Origin of the sequence: Thioclava sp., assembly GCF_048263065.1 — a bacterium.
Classification (GTDB): Bacteria; Pseudomonadota; Alphaproteobacteria; order Rhodobacterales; family Rhodobacteraceae; genus Thioclava.
In genome coordinates, this window is record NZ_JBLXEM010000008.1 from 75,597 (window position 1) to 94,640 (window position 19,044).

The 19,044-nt window shown below is 59.5% G+C and carries 21 protein-coding genes, 1 tRNA gene and 1 other RNA gene; 16 read left to right on the plus strand and 7 right to left on the minus strand.

The window, feature by feature from the left end:
- The first annotated feature begins 151 nt into the window (after positions 1-151).
- The 6 genes from rpoD (at position 152) to ribD (ending at position 5,107) form a co-directional block, all read left to right on the plus strand.
- Complete coding sequence (gene rpoD, locus ACN0SD_RS12745) at positions 152-2,149, plus strand: RNA polymerase sigma factor RpoD (protein ID WP_417808614.1); 1,998 nt, start codon at positions 152-154, stop codon at positions 2,147-2,149.
- Between the two features lie 45 nt (positions 2,150-2,194).
- Positions 2,195-2,566: a hypothetical protein gene (locus ACN0SD_RS12750; protein WP_417808615.1), complete on the plus strand. Its 372-nt coding sequence runs from the start codon at positions 2,195-2,197 to the stop codon at positions 2,564-2,566.
- Between the two features lie 75 nt (positions 2,567-2,641).
- Positions 2,642-2,983, plus strand: a complete 342-nt coding sequence (locus ACN0SD_RS12755; RefSeq protein WP_417808616.1) for a hypothetical protein — start codon at positions 2,642-2,644, stop codon at positions 2,981-2,983.
- Positions 2,983-3,399, plus strand: a complete 417-nt coding sequence (locus ACN0SD_RS12760) for a secondary thiamine-phosphate synthase enzyme YjbQ (protein WP_417808617.1) — start codon at positions 2,983-2,985, stop codon at positions 3,397-3,399. The genes ACN0SD_RS12755 and ACN0SD_RS12760 overlap by 1 nt, the downstream gene beginning before the upstream one ends.
- A gap of 140 nt (positions 3,400-3,539) precedes the next feature.
- Positions 3,540-4,010 (plus strand): transcriptional regulator NrdR, encoded by a 471-nt coding sequence (gene nrdR / locus ACN0SD_RS12765; protein ID WP_417808618.1) that lies wholly within the window; start codon positions 3,540-3,542, stop codon positions 4,008-4,010.
- Entirely contained in the window at positions 4,007-5,107 is a 1,101-nt protein-coding gene (gene ribD, locus ACN0SD_RS12770) for a bifunctional diaminohydroxyphosphoribosylaminopyrimidine deaminase/5-amino-6-(5-phosphoribosylamino)uracil reductase RibD (protein ID WP_417808619.1), read from the plus strand. The genes nrdR and ribD overlap by 4 nt, the downstream gene beginning before the upstream one ends.
- Here the strand turns inward: ribD and ACN0SD_RS12775 are convergent.
- The 3 genes from ACN0SD_RS12775 to ACN0SD_RS12785 all read right to left on the minus strand — a co-directional run bounded on the left by ACN0SD_RS12775 (position 5,077) and on the right by ACN0SD_RS12785 (position 9,589).
- The gene (locus ACN0SD_RS12775; RefSeq protein ID WP_417808620.1) at positions 5,077-7,092 is read right to left on the minus strand and encodes a capsular polysaccharide biosynthesis protein; all 2,016 of its coding nucleotides are present in this window, start codon (positions 7,090-7,092) and stop codon (positions 5,077-5,079) included. The genes ribD and ACN0SD_RS12775 overlap by 31 nt on opposite strands.
- On the minus strand, positions 7,092-8,102 hold the full coding sequence (locus ACN0SD_RS12780) for a polysaccharide biosynthesis/export family protein (protein WP_417808621.1): 1,011 nt from the start codon (positions 8,100-8,102) through the stop codon (positions 7,092-7,094). The genes ACN0SD_RS12775 and ACN0SD_RS12780 overlap by 1 nt, the downstream gene beginning before the upstream one ends.
- A gap of 200 nt (positions 8,103-8,302) precedes the next feature.
- On the minus strand, positions 8,303-9,589 hold the full coding sequence (locus ACN0SD_RS12785) for a capsule biosynthesis protein (protein WP_417808622.1): 1,287 nt from the start codon (positions 9,587-9,589) through the stop codon (positions 8,303-8,305).
- Between the two features lie 209 nt (positions 9,590-9,798).
- On the opposite strand from ACN0SD_RS12785, the gene ACN0SD_RS12790 reads away from it, so the two are divergent.
- The 5 genes from ACN0SD_RS12790 to ACN0SD_RS12810 all read left to right on the plus strand — a co-directional run bounded on the left by ACN0SD_RS12790 (position 9,799) and on the right by ACN0SD_RS12810 (position 13,109).
- The gene (locus tag ACN0SD_RS12790; protein ID WP_417808623.1) at positions 9,799-10,422 is read left to right on the plus strand and encodes a riboflavin synthase; all 624 of its coding nucleotides are present in this window, start codon (positions 9,799-9,801) and stop codon (positions 10,420-10,422) included.
- Positions 10,419-11,567: a 3,4-dihydroxy-2-butanone-4-phosphate synthase gene (ribB, locus tag ACN0SD_RS12795; protein WP_417808624.1), complete on the plus strand. Its 1,149-nt coding sequence runs from the start codon at positions 10,419-10,421 to the stop codon at positions 11,565-11,567. Before ACN0SD_RS12790 ends, ribB begins: the two co-directional genes overlap by 4 nt.
- 3 nt (positions 11,568-11,570) lie before the next feature.
- Entirely contained in the window at positions 11,571-12,119 is a 549-nt protein-coding gene (locus ACN0SD_RS12800) for a 6,7-dimethyl-8-ribityllumazine synthase (protein WP_417808625.1), read from the plus strand.
- Positions 12,116-12,622 (plus strand): transcription antitermination factor NusB, encoded by a 507-nt coding sequence (gene nusB, locus ACN0SD_RS12805; protein WP_417808626.1) that lies wholly within the window; start codon positions 12,116-12,118, stop codon positions 12,620-12,622. The genes ACN0SD_RS12800 and nusB overlap by 4 nt, the downstream gene beginning before the upstream one ends.
- Before the next feature lie 130 nt (positions 12,623-12,752).
- Positions 12,753-13,109, plus strand: a complete 357-nt coding sequence (locus ACN0SD_RS12810; RefSeq protein WP_417808627.1) for a hypothetical protein — start codon at positions 12,753-12,755, stop codon at positions 13,107-13,109.
- A 73-nt stretch (positions 13,110-13,182) separates the two neighbouring features.
- On the opposite strand, the gene ssrS is transcribed toward ACN0SD_RS12810, so the two are convergent.
- Positions 13,183-13,337, minus strand: a non-coding RNA gene (gene ssrS / locus ACN0SD_RS12815) — 6S RNA.
- Between the two features lie 152 nt (positions 13,338-13,489).
- Here ssrS and ACN0SD_RS12820 point away from each other — a divergent pair.
- Both ACN0SD_RS12820 and ACN0SD_RS12825 read left to right on the plus strand, forming a co-directional pair.
- The gene (locus ACN0SD_RS12820) at positions 13,490-13,840 is read left to right on the plus strand and encodes a hypothetical protein (protein WP_417808628.1); all 351 of its coding nucleotides are present in this window, start codon (positions 13,490-13,492) and stop codon (positions 13,838-13,840) included.
- A 59-nt stretch (positions 13,841-13,899) separates the two neighbouring features.
- Positions 13,900-14,352, plus strand: a complete 453-nt coding sequence (locus tag ACN0SD_RS12825; RefSeq protein ID WP_417808629.1) for an MmcB family DNA repair protein — start codon at positions 13,900-13,902, stop codon at positions 14,350-14,352.
- Here ACN0SD_RS12825 and ACN0SD_RS12830 read toward each other — a convergent pair.
- Positions 14,349-14,549, minus strand: coding sequence for a DUF6324 family protein (locus ACN0SD_RS12830; protein WP_417808630.1), 201 nt, complete (start codon positions 14,547-14,549; stop codon positions 14,349-14,351). The genes ACN0SD_RS12825 and ACN0SD_RS12830 overlap by 4 nt on opposite strands.
- A gap of 131 nt (positions 14,550-14,680) precedes the next feature.
- On the opposite strand from ACN0SD_RS12830, the gene ACN0SD_RS12835 reads away from it, so the two are divergent.
- A tRNA-His gene (locus ACN0SD_RS12835) sits at positions 14,681-14,757 on the plus strand.
- Between the two features lie 228 nt (positions 14,758-14,985).
- Positions 14,986-15,414, plus strand: a complete 429-nt coding sequence (locus ACN0SD_RS12840; RefSeq protein ID WP_417808631.1) for a response regulator — start codon at positions 14,986-14,988, stop codon at positions 15,412-15,414.
- Positions 15,415-15,417: 3 nt separating this feature from the next.
- Here ACN0SD_RS12840 and ACN0SD_RS12845 read toward each other — a convergent pair whose 3' ends face one another.
- The gene (locus ACN0SD_RS12845) at positions 15,418-16,296 is read right to left on the minus strand and encodes a LysR family transcriptional regulator (protein WP_417808632.1); all 879 of its coding nucleotides are present in this window, start codon (positions 16,294-16,296) and stop codon (positions 15,418-15,420) included.
- A gap of 122 nt (positions 16,297-16,418) precedes the next feature.
- On the opposite strand from ACN0SD_RS12845, the gene ACN0SD_RS12850 reads away from it, so the two are divergent.
- On the plus strand, positions 16,419-17,498 hold the full coding sequence (locus ACN0SD_RS12850; RefSeq protein ID WP_417808633.1) for a YeiH family protein: 1,080 nt from the start codon (positions 16,419-16,421) through the stop codon (positions 17,496-17,498).
- A gap of 67 nt (positions 17,499-17,565) precedes the next feature.
- Here the strand turns inward: ACN0SD_RS12850 and ACN0SD_RS12855 are convergent, their stop codons facing one another.
- Complete coding sequence (locus ACN0SD_RS12855; RefSeq protein WP_417808634.1) at positions 17,566-18,960, minus strand: aspartate aminotransferase family protein; 1,395 nt, start codon at positions 18,958-18,960, stop codon at positions 17,566-17,568.
- Positions 18,961-19,044 lie beyond the last annotated feature (84 nt).

Consider the following 19,044-nt stretch of genomic DNA (forward strand, 5'->3'; position numbering starts at 1 on the left):
AAACCGAATCATTGCTGTCACAGTGGTCATCAACTTTCTGTCCAGATGTCTCGCGCCCCTGTGATTCGCCGCAACGATTCGCTACATAGATGAAATATGATTCGCTTTCGTCATAGCTTGAGTGCACGCAAGCCCTGACCGAGGAGCCCAAATGGCCGCCAAAGACACCGACGACACAAAATCCGACGCGCAAAGCGACGACGCCACCTCTTTTGACATGAGCCAAGCCGCCGTGAAACGGATGATTGCCGAGGCGCGTGAACGTGGCTTTATCACTTACGACCAGCTCAACAAGGTGATGCCGCCTGAACATGTTTCAGGCGATCAGATTGAAGATGTGATGTCGATGCTCTCCGAAATGGGGATCAACGTGATCGAGGCCGACGAGGCCGAGGAAGAAGAAAACCAGACTGCGGGCAGCGGTGGGGAGGTCGCGACGACCGACGCGGGATCGCGTGAAGTCGCTGTTTCCACCACAAGCACCGAAGCGCTGGATCGCACCGATGATCCGGTGCGGATGTATCTGCGCGAGATGGGCTCGGTCGAGCTGCTATCGCGTGAGGGCGAAATCGCGATTGCCAAGCGCATTGAGGCGGGTCGCAACACGATGATCGCGGGCCTGTGCGAAAGCCCGCTGACCTTTCAGGCCATCACGATCTGGCGCGACGAACTTCTGAACGAAGAAATTTTGCTGCGTGATGTGATCGACCTTGAAACCACCTTCGGCAATTCGCTTGACGAAGAGGAAGAGGGCACCGCCGCCGCGCCCGTGGTAGATGGTGCCGCCCCCTCACAAGAGGAAAAAACCTCTGGGCAAGAATTGGATGCCGATGGCAATCCGATCCAAGATGATGATGACGACGAGGATGAGGGCGCAAACCTGTCGCTTGCCGCGATGGAAGCCGCGCTGAAGCCGAGTGTCCTTGAAACGCTCGAAATCATCGCAAATCATTATGGCGAGCTGGCCGAGATGCAGGATCTGCGGATGTCGGCAACGCTGAATGAGGATGGTTCATTCTCGGTGAACGCCGAGGCCGCCTATCAAAAGCTACGCTCTGAGATTGTCGAGCTGGTGAACGCGATGCACCTGCACAACAACCGCATCGAGGCGCTGATCGACCAGCTTTACGGCATCAACCGCAAGATCATGTCGATCGACTCTGGCATGGTTAAAATTGCTGACCAAGCCCGCATCAACCGTCGCGAATTCATTGAGGAATATCGCGGCTACGAACTTGATCCGACTTGGGTCGAGCGGATGCAGGAGAAATCCGGTCGCGGCTGGCAAATGCTGTTCGAACGCTCGCCTGAAAAGGTAGAGGAACTGCGCGCCGAGATGGCGCAGGTCGGGCAATATGTCGGCGTCGACATTTCCGAATTCCGCCGCATCGTGAACCAAGTGCAAAAGGGCGAAAAAGAGGCCCGTCAGGCCAAGAAAGAAATGGTCGAGGCGAACCTGCGTCTCGTGATTTCGATCGCCAAGAAATACACCAACCGTGGCCTGCAATTCCTTGATCTCATTCAAGAAGGTAACATCGGCCTGATGAAAGCCGTCGATAAGTTCGAATATCGTCGCGGCTATAAATTCTCCACCTATGCGACGTGGTGGATCCGTCAGGCGATCACGCGTTCTATCGCTGATCAGGCGCGCACGATCCGTATTCCCGTCCATATGATCGAAACGATCAATAAGCTGGTGCGCACCGGACGTCAGATGCTGCATGAAATCGGCCGCGAACCGACGCCCGAAGAATTGGCCGAAAAGCTGCAAATGCCGCTGGAAAAGGTCCGCAAGGTGATGAAGATCGCCAAGGAACCGATCTCCCTTGAAACGCCGATCGGCGACGAGGAAGACAGCCAGCTTGGTGATTTCATCGAAGACAAGAACGCCGTTCTGCCGTTGGATTCCGCGATTCAGGAAAACCTGAAGGAAACCACGACCCGCGTTCTTGCCAGCCTTACCCCGCGTGAGGAACGTGTTTTGCGGATGCGTTTTGGTATCGGTATGAACACGGATCACACGCTGGAAGAGGTCGGCCAGCAGTTCAGCGTGACCCGCGAACGCATTCGCCAGATCGAGGCGAAAGCGTTGCGCAAGCTCAAGCACCCCTCGCGCTCGCGCAAACTGCGCTCGTTCTTGGATCAATAAGAATTGCGCCCCCGTGAGGGGGCGTTTTCAGTTCTCGAGGGTGAGATGAAATCTCTGATGGTTGCCGTTTCGCTGGCTTGCACATCGCTCGCGGGCATCGCGCAAGCTGAGGCAAAAAAGCAGTTCTACATCCCCGACAAGCCAGCGGGCTTGATCTACCTGTTTACTTGCAAGGCCACGTCCAAAGATGAGGCGGCTACAAACTGGGCACAGGCTCGCGTCGTTTTTGAGAGAAAACATCGCGACACAGCCGCCAAGCTTGAGCTTGAAACCAAGGCGCAGCGGGCAACGGGTAAGCTGCCAAGCCAAGATGAAATGTCCGCTCATGATAAGCGCTTTAAGGCCCATAAACATGATCTTGACGCTGATCTCGCGCAGTTTGGTTGCAAGATGGACGGGCTGATGCACATGCCCTAAGCGGAGTGGCATGATCCGTCTTTCGCAATGCCCACGCCGCTGCTACGCTTGCCAAAATCCAGACGGAGCCCGTTCATGACACGTTTTTTGTTTGTTGCCCCCTTCCTTCTTGCCGCTTGCCAGATGGACGGCACATCCCCCGCCGGCGCGCCGCGTATGGATCAAGAGGGCACCTGTTTCCTTTACGTGCTTGATGAGGGCAATGAGCGTTACACTCTGGTGTCGGGTGTTGGTGACGGCACGACCACGCCAAAAGCGACGGTGAAAAAGGGCCTTACCGCTTCGGCGCTCGATGCGCGCTGGGCGATTGAGCGCAAGACAATGGATATCAATCCTGAATGTCTGGCGATCCTTGCGACGGATCGCACGCAAGCGCGCCCCGCCCCAAAACCCAAGGCTGTCGCCAAGGCTGGCTGATGCACACCCGTTTTGAGATCGCGACGCGCGGGCCGGGTTTATATGAGTTCACCCGCGACGTCGCTGCTTGGGTTTCGCACAACACGTGTGACGAGGCCTTGCTGACATTGATGGTACAACACACCTCAGCCAGCTTGCTGATCCAAGAAAACGCCGATCCCGAAGTGCGCAGCGATCTGACAGAATTCTTCCATCGCCTTGTGCCGCCTACAAGCGATCCAACGATGGCTTATCTGACCCACACCTATGAGGGACCAGACGATATGCCCGCCCACATCAAGTCTGCGCTACTGCCCGTCAACTTGCAGATTCTCGTCATTTCTGGCCGACTAATGCTTGGAACATGGCAAGGAATTTACCTTTTCGAACATAGAGCCGCCCCGCATCACCGTGAGGTGGTGGCCCTGTTGCGCTGAGTCCGCCCGGCCACATCCTGCCGCCATATCTAGAGAGTTCACATTTTTTCTACCCAAATCTTCGGGGCTGCGCTAAGGTCTAGTGGATAAGCGGGGCGTAAAGACCCTAGATAGTGGCAGGACAGAATAAGGGGGACGCGATGCGCTGCCCATTTTGCGGAAATGCTGATACTCAGGTGAAGGACTCGCGTCCTGCTGAGGACTATGTTGCCATTCGTCGGCGCCGGTTTTGTCCGGCCTGTGGTGGACGGTTTACGACCTACGAACGTGTGCAACTGCGCGATCTGGTGGTCATCAAGACCTCTGGCAAGCGCGAAGATTTCGATCGCGACAAGCTGGAACGCTCGATCCGGATCGCGATGCAGAAACGCCCGGTAGACCCCGAACGCATTGATCAGATGATTTCGGGCATCGTACGTCGGTTGGAAAGCATGGGCGAAACCGATATTTCTTCCAAGGTCATCGGTGAGATCGTGATGGAAACGCTGGCCCGGATCGACACTGTTGCCTATGTGCGATTCGCTAGCGTTTACAAGAACTTCCAAGAAGCGGACGATTTCGATAAATTCGTCTCCGAACTGCGCCCGCCGATCGGTGGTGACGGCGAGTGAGCGAGGCCGACGCTCGGTTCATGCGCCTTGCGCTTGGACTTGCGAAGCGGGGTTTGGGCAATGTCTGGCCAAACCCGGCCGTCGGTTGCGTGCTCGTGAAAGAGGGTCGTATTGTCGGGCGCGGATGGACACAGCCCGGCGGTCGCCCCCATGCCGAAATTCGCGCGCTGGCACAGGCGGGCACTGCGGCGCAAGGCGCGACCGTCTATGTCACGCTTGAACCATGCGCCCATCACGGCAAGACCCCGCCCTGCGCCGAGGCCCTGATCGCGGCGAAAGTTGCGCGCGTCGTCACTGCACTGGAAGACCCAGATCCGCGTGTGAAAGGGGCAGGTCACGCCAAGCTGCGCGCAGCAGGTATCACGGTCAGCGAGGGCGTTCTTGAGGCGCAAGCCCGCGCGGCACAAGCCGGTTTTTTAACCCGGATCGCCAAGGCCCGTCCTTGGATTGCGCTAAAGCTGGCCACAAGTTTTGACGGTCGGATCGCGACAGCCAGCGGTGAAAGCCAATGGATTACTGGCCCACAGGCGCGTCAACATGTGCATGCGCTGCGTGCGCAGTTCGATGCGGTCATGGTGGGCGGCGGAACGGCGCGCGCCGATGATCCACTGTTGACCGTCCGCCACTTTCAACCCAAGCGCATGCCTGTGCGTGTGGTGGTAAGCAAGGCGCTTGATCTGCCGCGCAAGGTGCTCGCGGGCTCGCTTGATCAGGCACCGCTTTGGGTGCTGCACGGGCCGGATGCGCCGATCGATGCACGCAGTTTCTGGCGTGAGGTCGGGGCGGAGTTAATTGAGATTTCTCTTACCGAACAACAGCTTGATCTTAATACGGCGATGGCGTCCCTCGGTGAGCGTGGCCTCACGCGGGTATTTTGCGAAGGCGGCGGGGCTTTTGGTGCAGCGTTGTTGCGCGCGGGGCTGATCGATGAGTTAATCGGTTACACTGCTGGGGTTGCTTTGGGATCAGAGGGACGGGCGGGCTTGGGCGCGCTTGGGCTTGATCATCTCAGTGATGCGCCACGGTTCCGTCTGGCGGAAAGCCACCTGATCGGTGGCGATCTGTATCACCGTTGGCTGCGCCACATCCAAGCATAAGAAGCAAAGAGCCCCTGCAGTTTCGCGAGGCTCCGGTTGAGCGGACCGGGGCGCGGCAATGACCCTGTCGCCAAACGTTCGACCGCAACCTCGACCGAGCAAGGCAGACCACTAACCGGGTCGCGATAGCGCGGATAGGCGATCAGCGCGGCATAGACAAGTTGCACTAAGTCTGGGCGCGCGGTGCGACGCGCAGGGACGTCCCCAAAATCGCGCGTTAGCCCCCAGCCTGCGTAGAATGGTGCGCCAGTTGTAGTGACGACCTTGCCGCGCAGCAGCGCCTCAAAGCCCAGAAGTGACGTCATCGTCCAAACCTCATCCACGGCGTCGATCAAGCTGATGGGATCGCATTTGTGCAAGACGACGTTGGCAAATTCCAGCGCGTCTTCCTCGCTCAGAAGGCCAGGACGGAGCCCGGCCTCAACATCTGGGTGAGGTTTGAAAAGAACAACTGCGTTGGGGTTTTCCGCCCGTACTTTCGCCAGCAACATCGCATTTGTGCAAATCGCACCCGCTCCAAAGCGGATAGAGGCATCGTCTTCGACCTGACCGGGCACCAAAATCAGACGCCCCTCGGGGAGTTCCGGGATATCGCCGCCAAGGTTGTATTTAGACAATCTCGTCTCGCGCAGGCGCGCAATCAGTCGTTCGGCGCGCACCCGCCCGCCGGGTGGAGGTTCCCGCGCGATAAGGGCTTCAAGGTCGCTTGGCTGTGTCGCGTCATAATAAATTCCTTTGTGATCCCGGATCAGCGAAATTGGCGCGATAAGATCGGCGCCAAGCCCGCGTGAGCGCAAGAAGCCGTCTTCCAGCTTTATTGGGCGCTCTGCTTGCGCGTCGCTTAACCGCGAGGCCCAGCAAAGATAGGGGCGATACTGGGCAGCGGATGTGCCAAAGCGCACCGGGCCGTGACGTCCAAAGAACTGGCGCAAATGTGTACGCTTCCACAAAGACATTGCGCCCATGTCATAGCCCGCACGATCTTCGCGCCAGGCACGCACCTCGGCCTCAAGGTGATCTACGGCTTCCTCAAAACTGCAAATACGTCCTTTGCAGGGGCTAAACCATGTTGGTGTAAGGATATGGGAAACCGCGAAAATCTGTGCGCGCGTCAGTTTGCGTTCACGGCGCGCGACAGGGTTTTCATCCTGCGTCAAGCCCCAGCCGGCATAGAATGGCTGGCCGAAGACGCGCGGTTTATGCCCGGCCAAAATCGCCTCATAGCCCATCAAGGATGACACGGTATAAACCGCGATCGCGCCTTCAAGTAGCGCCCAAGGCGACATAGGGGCGTCGCATATCTGTGTATTGGCGTCGCCGCTTTGGGCATCAAAATGGCCCGCTCGATGCCCGTCACGACTTTCGGGATGGGTCTTGATAAGGATCGGCGCACCCGGGTTTTCGATCCGCGCGACCGCAAGCATTTCGCGAAACATCGCGTCGGAACCGCCCCCATGGATGATCGAGGCATCGCCGCGCGTCTGATCGATCACCAACACATAACCGGGGATAGGGGCTGGTAGGTCAGGGTCGAAATTGTTGTATTTTGATAGGTTTGATGCCTGAAGGCGGGCAATTCCATCGCGTGCACGTTGTAAAATAGCATTGTCATCAAGGGGCGCGGTCGCAAGGAGGCGCTCTATCCGCGATGGCGTGGCGCTGTCAAAGTGGACTCCCTCGGGATCAATCAGCAGGCCAAGTGGTGGCTCGCCCGAGCGACCGGGATGGATCGAACGTAAAAACGCATCCTCAAGCCGGACCAGTCCCGCGCCGTATTTCGCAGCAACTGCTTCTCCACGCGCCGCATAGGGCGAGCGGCCCCAGACCATGACTTGATCGTCGGGCGTGGGAAATCCGATGCGCAGTTGATAGCCTGACGCGCGCAAAATTGCGCGCAGGCGCTTCTGGCGCAGCACGCCGCCGTTGTAAAAGAACAGCCGCCGGGATATTTGCCCGGCGGCTATTGAATAGTGGGATGTGCCCATCAGTTCCCGGCGAGACTATTGATCGTTGAGGCCGTGCCAAGCGGTGCCGTTAGCGCGGACAGTGTTTTCTGCCACTGCACGAAGGGTGCCTCAGTGACATAGACCGTATCGCCGTCGCGGATCGCGAAATCACGTGCCATGAACATGCCATTTGGCTCGGTCAGATTGAGCACATAGATCATGCGCTGATCACCGGTCAAATCGCTGCGCCCCAGAACTTTCATAGCAATATCAGCCGGTTCATTGCGCAGCACGAAGACGCCTGTCGGATCGGCAAGGTTGGATTGCAAGCCACCGACCGTCGCGATTGCTTCAAGCGCCGAGAGCGTTTGCGTCTCGAACGGGACGCGTGCTTGACTGCCCGTTGCGCCAAGGGCGGTAAACGCGCGCTGGTCTTTTTCGACCAAGATCACGTCATTGGCGCGCAGTGCGATGTCCATTTTCGGGTTGTCGTATAGATCCTTAAGCCAGACCGATTCTGCAAGACTGCCCCGCTTAACAGTAACCCGCGCTACCTCGGCGGGGATCGAAACGCCACCTGCGCGCGCGATCATCGCCGAGAGCGTGCGCGTGGGCCGTTCGATCGCGTACACGCCTTGGCCGTTAATCGAGCCCATCACTGAAACGGTCGCGCCATCGCCCGCCGTGCGGGTGACGAGCACCTGCGGATCGGGTGTTTGCGCGTCGAGTTTCGAGGTGATGATGCGGCGCAGCCCATCGGGCGTGTTGCCTGAGGCCTTGATCCGACCGGCATAGGGGACAAAAATATAGCCTGCGCCATCGACCTGCACCTGTTGCAGCTGCGTGGCGTTCGTCCCTTGGCCCGCCAGCAGACCATCATCGACGTTTTCCCAAATCGTCAGGCTGAGCGTGTCGCCTGGACGAATGGTGTCAGACCCGATCGGCCCGGCATTGATGAAGCTTGACGAGAACCCAAGGGAGGGTTGCACAGCCGTTTCACGGGTCACAAAATCATTTACCTTGACGACAAAGGCATCGCCTTTGCGCATCACGGATCCGGCAAAAATTTCCCGCTTATTGGGGCCGGGACGCGGCAAACTACAAGATGCTGTAAAAAGCGTTGCGGAAAGGCCCGTCAAGACGGCCCTTCTGGTTGTATGTCCTGTCACTGCTCGAGCTCCTCTTTCGGGATGCTGCCTTGTTGTTTTGCAGCCACGCTACTCAAAAAGCTGAAAAAAAACCAGTTAAACTATTCGACCACCCGCAACTGTTGCCGAGCTGCCGCTTTGCCTTGCGATAGGGCATCATAGGGGTCTTCGGCGGCGAGGATCATGTCAACGACCTGACGCAGCAATGCACGCCGCCCCCGCGCCGAATAGAAACCGCCGGGCACCTGACTGGTTTCAAGCAGATAGTGGCGATAATCGCGATAGGCGCGCGCATCGGGGCGGGTCGGGGCAGTAAAGAACGCCGCAATCGGTTGCGCCGAGGTGAATTCCGGCTTGTCAAATACCGCGCGGCCGAAACACTTCACCGGCAGGCCCCGCCAGAGCGCCTGTTGCGCTGCCGTGGAATTCACCGTCACTGCCGAGCGCGCCTGCGACAACAGCCCCGCCAGCTTGCCGCCGCGTACGAAATGCACCCGTTCGCGCAGGCCTAGCCGGTCTGCGGCATTCAAAATCGCGGCGCGGATCGGGGCGCGGCCATCTTCCAGTGGATGGGCCTTGAACACGAGATGATGATGGCGCGGCGCACCTTTGGCAAAGCCTTCCATCACGGTTTCAATGAACTCGGTTTGCGAGCTGAAGTGCGAATGCATCTGAAAGCTTGCGTCATGTTCGAGTTGTAACAGCACCAGATGATAGGGAAAGCCGCCATATTTTACGCGCGCGGTGGCGATCTTGCGTTCCATCATGTGAACGGGCAGCAACATCAGCCGGTTGAGCCAGAGTCGGAATTCCGCAATAACCGAGAGGCTGCGATGGGGGCGGAACTTGCGATAGGGGCCGTTTCGCGCCATCACGAAGAAATGGTAGAGCGCGCCGTAGAAAATGTGGTGACGGGTATCGCCCCAGCGCGGCGGGGCATCGGGAAACTCGATTTCCATCTGCGCCAAAGCCGCGCGCATTTGCGCTACGCCCATCTCCATCAAACGCGAATGACCGTTCGAACCGCCGCGTTCATAGCTGACCCAGTAGGGGCGCAAATACCCCTCTTCAAACACATGCACGGTAACGCCCGCATCGCGCGCCGTAGCTATTGCCTGTGCGTGGATCGGACGCGTGTCGCCGTAAAGCACCAGATCGGTGATGCCCTTTTCTGCAATCAGCTTGGAGCAATGCGCAGCCCAGTCTTCAGGCGCTCCCTTATAGCGGATCAACGTGTCACGATCGAACCAGAAGTTTTCATCGCCCTTGTTGAAACTAACACGCCACACGGTGGACCCCGCCGCGCGCAGCATCTTGCCCAGTTGGTGAAAGAAGGGTCCGTGTGGCCCTTGCAGCAGCAGGAAGTGGCGGTCCGTCGCGTCGATCATCGTCAGTCGAGTCCTTAGCGTTCCGTAGGCAATCGCGCATTCTCACTATGATGTCACGGATAATCCCGTATTTTCGCGGCGTGTTACGGCAATATTTGGGCATAAAAGCGATGATGCGGTTAATTGCTGCAGGGCATCTGTGCGTGCGCAACCTTGCAGCGGGGCCGCGCGCGGGCTAGTTGAAAGCCGCAATCTGAGGGGAGAGACCGATGTTTACCGGGATCGTGACCGATATAGGCGAGGTGTTGGAGCTGGAGCAGCGCGGCGATCTGCGCGCGCGCATCGGCACGCAATATGACGTGGCGGGCATCGAGATCGGTGCCTCGATCGCCTGTGATGGTTGTTGCCTGACCGTGATCGCCACGGGCAGCGCGCCGCAGAACTGGTTCGACGTGGAGATCTCGGCTGAGAGCCAGAGCAAAACCAATATCGGCGGGGGCGGCAACGACAGCAGCGGCGGCTGGCAGGTAGGTAAAAAGATCAATCTTGAACGCGCGCTGAAGGTCGGTGATGAACTCGGCGGGCATATCGTCTCGGGCCATGTCGATGGCTTGGCGCTGATCGAGGCGATGGTGGATGAGGGCGACAGCACGCGGTTTACGTTTCGCGCGCCGCCCGGGCTGGCAAAATATATCGCGCCCAAGGGCTCGGTTGCGCTCAATGGCACCTCGCTGACCGTCAATGAGGTTGATGGCGACAGCTTCGGCGTGAACATCATTCCCCATACCAAGCAGGTCACGAACTGGGGTCAGGCCAAGGCCGGTGACCGCATCAATCTAGAAATTGACACGCTTGCGCGCTATGTCGCGCGGCTTCAGGAGTGGCAGGCATGACAACGCCCAAACCAGTGGATAAATCCGGCACCCATGATGTTCCCGGCGCAGTGGAGGAAAGCCTGCGCGCCGCAATCTCGCCCACCGAGGAAATCATCGCAGAGGCCCGTGCGGGTCGCATGGTGATCCTGGTCGATCATGAGGATCGCGAGAACGAGGGCGATCTGTATATTCCCGCCGAAAAATGCACCCCCGAGGCGGTGAAATTCATGGCCACGTTCGGGCGCGGTCTGATCTGTCTGCCGCTGACGGCAGAACGGGTCGATCAACTGGGACTGCCCCCGATGGTGCGCGCCAACTCTATGCGCCACGAGACCGCGTTCACCGTCAGTATCGAGGCGCGCGAGGGCATTACGACCGGTATCTCAGCCTTTGACCGCGCTCAGACCGTTGCCGTTGCGATTGACCCTGCAAAGGGTGCGCAGGATCTGGCCACGCCGGGCCATGTGTTCCCGCTGCGCGCGCGCGAAGGCGGAGTGTTGGTGCGGGCTGGTCATACCGAGGCGGCGGTCGATGTCGCACGTCTGGCGGGGTTGAAACCCGCCGGTGTGATCTGCGAGATTATGGGCGATGACGGCCACATGTCGCGCCTGCCGGAGCTGATTAAGTTTGGCCAGAAACACGGCCTCAAAATCGGCACAATTTCAGACCTGATCGCGTATCGGCGTCGTCACGACAATCTGGTGCGCGAAGTGGCGCGCCAGCCTGTCACCTCCAGCCACGGTGGCGATTGGGAAATGCGCGTCTTTACCGATCAGGCCGAGGGCGTGGATCACATCGTGCTGGTCAAGGGCGACATCACCACGCCTGACCCGGTGCTCGTGCGCACCCATTCGCTGAATGTGCTGGATGACGTGCTGGGCATCGGTCCAGGCCCGTCAGACGAGGTGCGCCGCGCGATGGAGATCGTTGCGCGCGAGGGGCGCGGTGCGGTTTGCCTGTTCCGCGACCCGTCTGCCAAGCTTTTGCGCGAAGAAGAGCAGGGGCCCCGCACCATCAAGCAGATCGGGCTTGGCTCGCAGATCCTGTCGTCGATGGGGCTGCATGACCTGATTTTGCTGACCGATAACCCGCAAACGAAATATGTCGGCCTTGACGCTTACGGGCTGCGCATCGTGGGCACGCGCCCGATTACGGAGGGCTGAAATATGGCGTCTAGCGAAACTCATCACATCCTTGATCTGCCAACATTTGACGGCGCGCCGCGCCTGTTGATCGTCGTGGCGCCTTACTACAAGGACATCGCCGATAATCTGGTCGCGGGCGCGCGCGCCATGGCCAAGCAGGCGGGCGCGTATGTCGATCTGATTGAAGTGCCCGGCGCTCTGGAGATCCCTACGGCGATCGCAATGGCTGCGCGCATGGCCGATTATGACGGCTTTGTCGCACTGGGCTGCGTGATCCGGGGCGAGACCACGCATTACGACACGGTCTGCAACGATAGTTCACGCGGGCTGACGCTGCTTGGGCTTGAAGGAATCTGCATCGGCAATGGCATCCTGACGGTCGAAAACTACGATCAGGCGGCCGTGCGCGCCGACCCGGAAGATCAAAACAAAGGTGGCGGTGCTGCGGCTGCGGCCTTGCATCTCATCTCATTGTCGCGCAAATGGGCGCGCCGGACGAAGGGCATCGGGTTCAAACCCGCCGAGTCCTTTCGCATCGCCGGCGAGCCAGACGGATCGAGCAACGCATGACTGAAGACAGCGCCCAAGACACCCCGAAGCCGCGCAAACCTACGCTGGAAGAAAAGCGCCAGATGAAATCTGCCTCGCGGCTCTATGCCGTGCAGGCGCTGTTTCAGATGGAGGCTGCGGGGCAGGGCGCAGATCGCGTGCGCGTCGAGTTTGAAAACCACCGCTTTGGCGCGACCTACGAAGATCAGGGCGAGATGGCCGAGGGCGATACCAACCTGTTTCGCCGCCTGATTGACGATGCGGTGACGTGGCAAGGTAAGATCGATAAAGCGACGGATCTGGCCTTGGTGGCGAAATGGCCGATTGATCGCATCGACCCGGTGTTGCGCGCGCTGTTTCGTGCCGCCGGGGCAGAACTTGTGACGCCGGCAACGCCCCCCAAGGTTGTGATTACTGAGTATGTCGATGTTGCGCGCGCCTTCTTCCCCGATGGAAAAGAGCCGAAATTCGTGAATGCGGTTCTGGATCACATGGCCCATGCGCTGCGCCCCGAAGCGTTCTAAGGCCGTTTCGCGCGCGATTTGCGACCACATGCCACGGGCTATTTGCCGCCGATTAAGGGGATTTACACGAGTTCCCTCTATGAATTGATCAAATCTGCGCTACTCTTAGGGTTAGCAAAGGGAATGAAACATGCCTGAACTCGTCCGCCTTTATATCAAGAATGTCATCTTCGGCTTTTTCATCGCGCTTGCCTTCGTGGGCATGTTGCTTTGGTTCAATGTTGGCAATCTGTGGCACCTGATTTCTACCTCCGACATTGGCTATATCGCGGTGGCGCTGTTGGTTGTGTTCAACACGGTTGTGTTTTCGGGCGTGCAGTTCTCGATTGCGGTGATGCGTATGGGGTCTGATGATGAGGGATCATCGGGGGGCAAGCGCGACGCGATTCCCACGATGCAGGCCGCGCAACGCTTGGCCATTCCAGTCCCGGTTGAAGAGGGGCGCACACGGCGCAAGTTAGATCAGCAAATCAAGCGCCCGCGCTGACCGCTCGCGCAAGCGCTCAAATATGCTAAAGCCCCGACCGATCCGGCGGGGCTTTTTGCTGCGCATTTGGGTGACGGAAACCGCAGCAACCGTGGAGACGAGAGTTCCCGGAGACCTGAAATGTCAGGTGGGCGCCAGTTAACGAGGCCAGGGCCACGACAGAGCCAGCCCCCTCAGGAATGGTATAGGCCACTGGAAAAGGGTCTATCACGCATCGAGCAGTAACCGTCGCTCCCACAGATAGGCGCGCGCACGCGATCCGACAAGGGGGCATGCGCGCACGGTCAGCGGAGGCGTGCCACTGCGACACCTTGGCGCTTTGGCACGGTGATTTTGCGCCTTACCCTCGTGCCTTCAAGTTTAGCGAACAGGATTTTGACATGAGCGAGATTGAGACAGCACAGGCCGCGCCCGCGCGTGCCGGAATTGGTGCGGTATTTGAGCGGATCTGGCGCGTTGAGACGCTGCGTTATGAAGTCCTAGCCGCGTTTTTGTTGCTGCCGGTGCTGGTGGCGGGCCATGCGCGCGCAATCGACTACGTCCTCTATGTGTTGCTGGTCGCGGCGCTTTTTGCCGCTGAAATGTTTCGCACGCTATCGGAGGATCTGTTGCTCATGATACCCCCCGATGGGCTGGCGCAGGCTGCAGTCATCGCGCGCGGGGCAGGCCTAGGCTCGGCGATTCTGCGCGGCTGTGTGGTGCTGCTTTTGGGCTGGGTGCTGATCAGCTAGGTCTGCCGCAGGCGGCGAGTCTGGACAAATGTTCATTGTTTGTTCATCTTGGTGCAATGATGATGCAAACGCCCCTTTCCGATCTGGCGCCCGGTCAGGTTCTCGCGCGTGGCATGGCGCGCGCGCTGGCCGATCTACGCTATGACAGCCTGCCCGAGATGAAGTTGCGGCCCCGCCTGCGCGCCGATCTGATGGCGCTGGGTCATAAGGGCGAAATTTGGATTGTCGAATGTAAATCTAGCCGCGCGGATTTTCGCGCCGACAAGAAGTGGCAAGGCTATCTGGAGTGGTGTGATCGCTATTTCTGGGCGGTAGATAGCAATTTTCCGACCGATCTGCTGCCCGAGGGGACGGGCTTGTTCGTCGCCGACGGCTACGGTGCCGAGATGATCCGCGAGGCCCCGTTTCACAAACTCGCGCCCGCTCGGCGGCGCACAATCACGCTTGATTTCGCACGCGCCAGCGCGCGGCGGTTGCAACGCCTGTGCGATCCGGGGATCGTCGGCCTTTAGCGCTTGCCTTTGTTTGACATCTCGCGCGCGGCTTGCGCGGCGGCTTGCAGTTCCTCGGCGATTTCCTCGGCCTCATCGGGGTCGAAATCCAGTGGCAATTCAATGCCATCGCCTTCGACATATAGCCGCACCATCCCCAAAGAGGTCGGCCCGATCTGGATATTGGCGGCGGTGTCGCTTTGTTTGTCGATGCCCATGCGATTACTCCTCGTCTGCGGAACGGAAATCTCAGGTAACGCCGCGCGCGCAATCTCGCAAGCCCCGCACGCATTTTCCGCAAAAACCGGGCTTGCAATCTTCGCGCACTCGGTCTATCCCCGCCGCCAATGCCGCCTTAGCTCAGTTGGTTAGAGCGCTGGATTGTGGATCCAGAGGTCCCCCGTTCAAGCCGGGGAGGCGGTACCATTACCCCCGTCTTTCATTGTTCGGCAGGCCCGGCGCGCGGTTGCTCAGGCTTTGCAGCGTGTTAGCTGTGTCAAATTGGCATCAAAAACGGCGCTTAACCGCGCGTATGACCGAAATATGACGCTTGCAGGGAACGAAATATTCACATCCGGGTTCGATGATATGAACATTGGAAATATATTGACGTCAGGGTCGGCGTCTCCGAATTGTGAAACGATAGGACCGATTTTGACAGTAGCGCGTCAGATTGACATCGGCAGCGAATGTAAACGCTGCAAAGTGCTGATTGCCGAAGACGAGGCGATCGTCGCTCTTGATCTGCAAATGATGATTGAGGATTTGGGCGCGCACGTTCTGGGCCCCTGTGCCACAACGCGCGCCGCATTGATGCAAATCGCCCAAGATCTGCCCGACGCGGCGATTCTTGATGTCATGCTTGCGGATGGCGAAGTGTATGAGCTGGCCGACCGCTTACGCGACGCAGGCGTGGCGCTGGTGTTTCATTCGGGTCATGCCGATCCAGCAGAATTGCTCGCGCGCTATCCCAAGGCTTCGGTTTGTCCCAAGCCTACCTATCCGTCAGAAATCGAGGCTAAGCTGGAGGGCGTTTTGCACGCCCATTCTCAACCGCGCGTGCAGGCGGGGTTGTCGGGTTAGCCCCTAGATTTCTTGGTTTTCCAGATGGTCGCTAAAGGCACGCATCGCCCGGCTGATGTGGTGGTCGCGATGGCGCAAAGCGTAAAAAGCGCGCGGTGGCAGCGTCACGCCCCAATCATGCAGCGCCCCCGTGGCAAGCGAGCGCGCGATGACATGCGCCGACAGAATCGTCAGCCCTGCACCCGCTTCAACCGCGCTCATCACCGCCTCGTTTGAGGGCAGGACCAGTGCCGCCTCGGCCATCTCAGATGACACCCCAAGCCCCGCCATCGCAGCCTGCGCGTTCGATCGCGTGCCCGAGCCTTCCTCACGCAGCACCCAAGGCTGTGCCACAAGGCTCGCTTGGCGCACGGGCTGCTCGGGGGCAGGGTGCGCGCAGACAAGGCGCAGCCGGTCCGCGCCGACCTGACGGCGCACCAGTTGCGCCTCGTCAATCTCTCCCTCGACAAAGGCTAGATCATAGCGACCCGCGCGCAATTGCGCGGCGGCTTCCTCGCTATTGCCGATCGCCAGCGTAAAGGTGATACCCGGGAAGCGCGCGCGAAACGTCGCCAGATGGGGCGGCAGCCAGTAGCCCGCAATGGTCTGGCTTGCGATCATGCGGATGTGGCCGCGCGCCAAGCCACGAGTCTCGGCCAGCGCCGCCTCGGCTTCCGCAAGCCGAGCCAGCACCGCGCGCGCCTCGGGCAGAAAGGCGCGCCCCTCTTGCGTGAGCGCAATGCCGCGCCCAACCCGGTCAAAGAGCTTGACCTCATGGCGATTTTCAAGCGCGGCAATCGCAGCCGAGGCTGTCGATTGCGTCATGTTCAAGACCTGCGCGGCGCGGGTCATGTGCTCCATCTCGGCAACGGTGACAAAGACGCGCAGTTGTTCGGGGGTCATCATGGCCTCATTAATCAGAAATTTCGATCATAATAACAAAAACATTTTGTTTGAACAATGAGTGTAACCGCGCGATTTAGGCCAGACCAAGCTATACGCCCGTCGATAAAAGGACTCCTCCGATGGCCCTCGATCTTTCCATGCCCCAAATGCTGCGCCACCCCCATGTGCAATTGCGCATTCTTGGCCCCGGTGTGGTCTTGAGTGCGGGCGTTGGCGCGCTGGCGGTGCTGGGCGGAGGGTTTGAGAGCGCGCTCTTTGGCGCGCAATGGCTAGAGCCGCTGGTGCTGGCGATTCTGTTTGGCGCAGTGCTGCGCACGTTATGGGCACCCGGTGCACGGTTCGGCGCAGGCATTCGGTACTCGGCGAAGACCGTGCTGGAAATCGCCATTGTTCTTCTTGGGGCTTCAGTAAGCGCGCAGACGTTGCTGGCGGTCGGCCCCGAACTGTTGATCGGCATCGTGGCGGTGGTGGCGCTGGTTGTGCCCGGCTCTTACCTGCTGGGGCGCGCGCTTGGGTTGCCTGCGCGCATGGCGCTCCTGATCGCTTGCGGCAACGGCATTTGCGGCAACTCCGCGATCGCCGCCGTTGCGCCGGTGATTGAGGCCGATAGCGATGATGTGAGCGCCTCCATCGCGTTTACTGCTGTGCTGGGCGTCGCGGTCGTGCTTGGTCTGCCGTTTCTCGGCCATGCGCTGACATTGCCCGCCTTTCACTACGGCGTTTTGTCTGGGCTGACGGTCTATGCGGTGCCGCAGGTGTTGGCGGCTGCCGCGCCGATGGGGACGGCGGCGATCCAGATCGGGACGCTGGTGAAACTGGTGCGCGTGCTGATGTTGGGGCCGATTACGGTGGTGCTGTCCCTGCTCGCAGCGGGGCTGCCAGCCGAGGGGCGCCGGATGCGCGACACCTCTGATCTAGCACCGCCATCTACGCGTAAACACTTTATGCCGCCGCTCTTTATTCTGGGCTTTCTGGCGATGATTGCGCTGCGCTCGTTCGGAGCGATTCCGCAAGTTGCACTTGCTCCGATGGAGCAGGCAGCCTCGATCTTTACGGTGATCGCGATGGCCGCGCTGGGGCTGGGGGTCGATGCGCGCGCGGTGGCAGCGGCGGGGCCGCGGGTGATTGCGACTGTGACGCTGTCGCTGGTGCTGTTGGTGGGGCTGGGGTTGGGGCTACTGATGCTGATCGGCGGCTAAAAGCGAAAAGAAAACCGCGCGCCGCAAAATTGGGCACGCGGTTCATGTTTCAAGCGATTTGCAAAGCTCAGGCCTGCGCGACCTCCCACATGCCTTGCGCCTGCACTTTTTCATAGGTTTCATCCAACGCCTTGCGCGCGCGTTCGATCAGCATGTCGATCTCGGCACGTGAAATCACCAGCGGCGGCGAGATGATCATCCGGTCCCCGACATGGCGCATCACAAGGTTATTGGCAAAACAACGCTCGCGGCAGATCAAGCCGACCGTGCCTTCCTTGGCGGCAAATTTAGCTCGGCTCGCCTTGTCCGGCGTCAGCGCGATCGAGGCCATCATGCCCACGATCTTGGCCTCGCCGACCATCGGATGATTGGCCAGCGCCTCCCATTTCGCCTTGAGATAAGGGCCGGTATCGCTGCGCACGGTGTCGACGATCTTTTCGTCTTCCATAATGCGCAGGTTTTCCAGCGCGACTGCCGCAGAGACCGGGTGGGCGGAATAGGTGTAGCCATGTGCAAATTCATCGCTATTGACCATGCTGGCGACCGCATCAGACACCATCGAGCCGCCAATCGGCAGATAGCCCGAGGACAGGCCCTTGGCGATGGTCATGATGTCGGGGCGCAGATCGAAGGTCTGGCTACCGAACCAGTTTCCAGTGCGCCCAAAGCCGCAGATCACCTCGTCGGCGATGAACAGGATGCCGTATTTATCAAGGATACGGCGGATTTCGGGCCAATAGCTATCGGGAGGGATGATCACGCCGCCCGCGCCTTGCACGGGTTCCGCGATAAAGGCTGCGACCTTATCCTCGCCGATTTCGAGGATCTTTTCCTCAAGCTCGTGGGCGCGTTGCAGTCCGAACTCTTCGGGGGTCATGTCGCCGCCCTCGGACCACCAGTCAGGCTGGTTGATATGGGCGATGCCCGGGATTGGCAGGCCACCCTGCTTGTGCATCCCCTTCATGCCGCCAAGGCTGGCAGCGCCCATCGTCGAGCCATGGTAACCATTCCAGCGCGAGATCACGACGCTCTTTTCCGGCTTGCCCTTGAGCGCCCAGTAAACCCGCACCATGCGCAGGTTGGTGTCGTTGGAATCTGACCCCGAGCCGTTGAAGAACACATGGTTCAGATCGCCCGGAACGATCTCGGCCAGCTTGGCGGCCAGATGAATCGCGGGCGGGTGGCTGGTTTGGAAGAAGGTGTTGTAGAACGAAAGCTGGCGCATCTGGCGCGCGGCCACTTCGGCCATTTCCTCGCGTCCGTAGCCGATATTGACGCACCATAGCCCGGCCATCCCGTCGAGGATTTCAATGCCGTCGCTATCGGTCAGATAAACACCTTTGGCGCGCGTGATGATGCGCGCGCCCTTTGTATTGAGCTCATCGCCTTCAGTGAACGGATGCAAATGGTGGGCGGCATCGAGCGCTTGCAACTCGGCGGTAGGCAGATGGTTTTCCGACATGGGAGCATCCTTTGGCAGGGGAAAGGGCAGGCGGGTCACAACGACTCGCGACGCGACGGTCTGCGTTTAGATAATATGATCAAA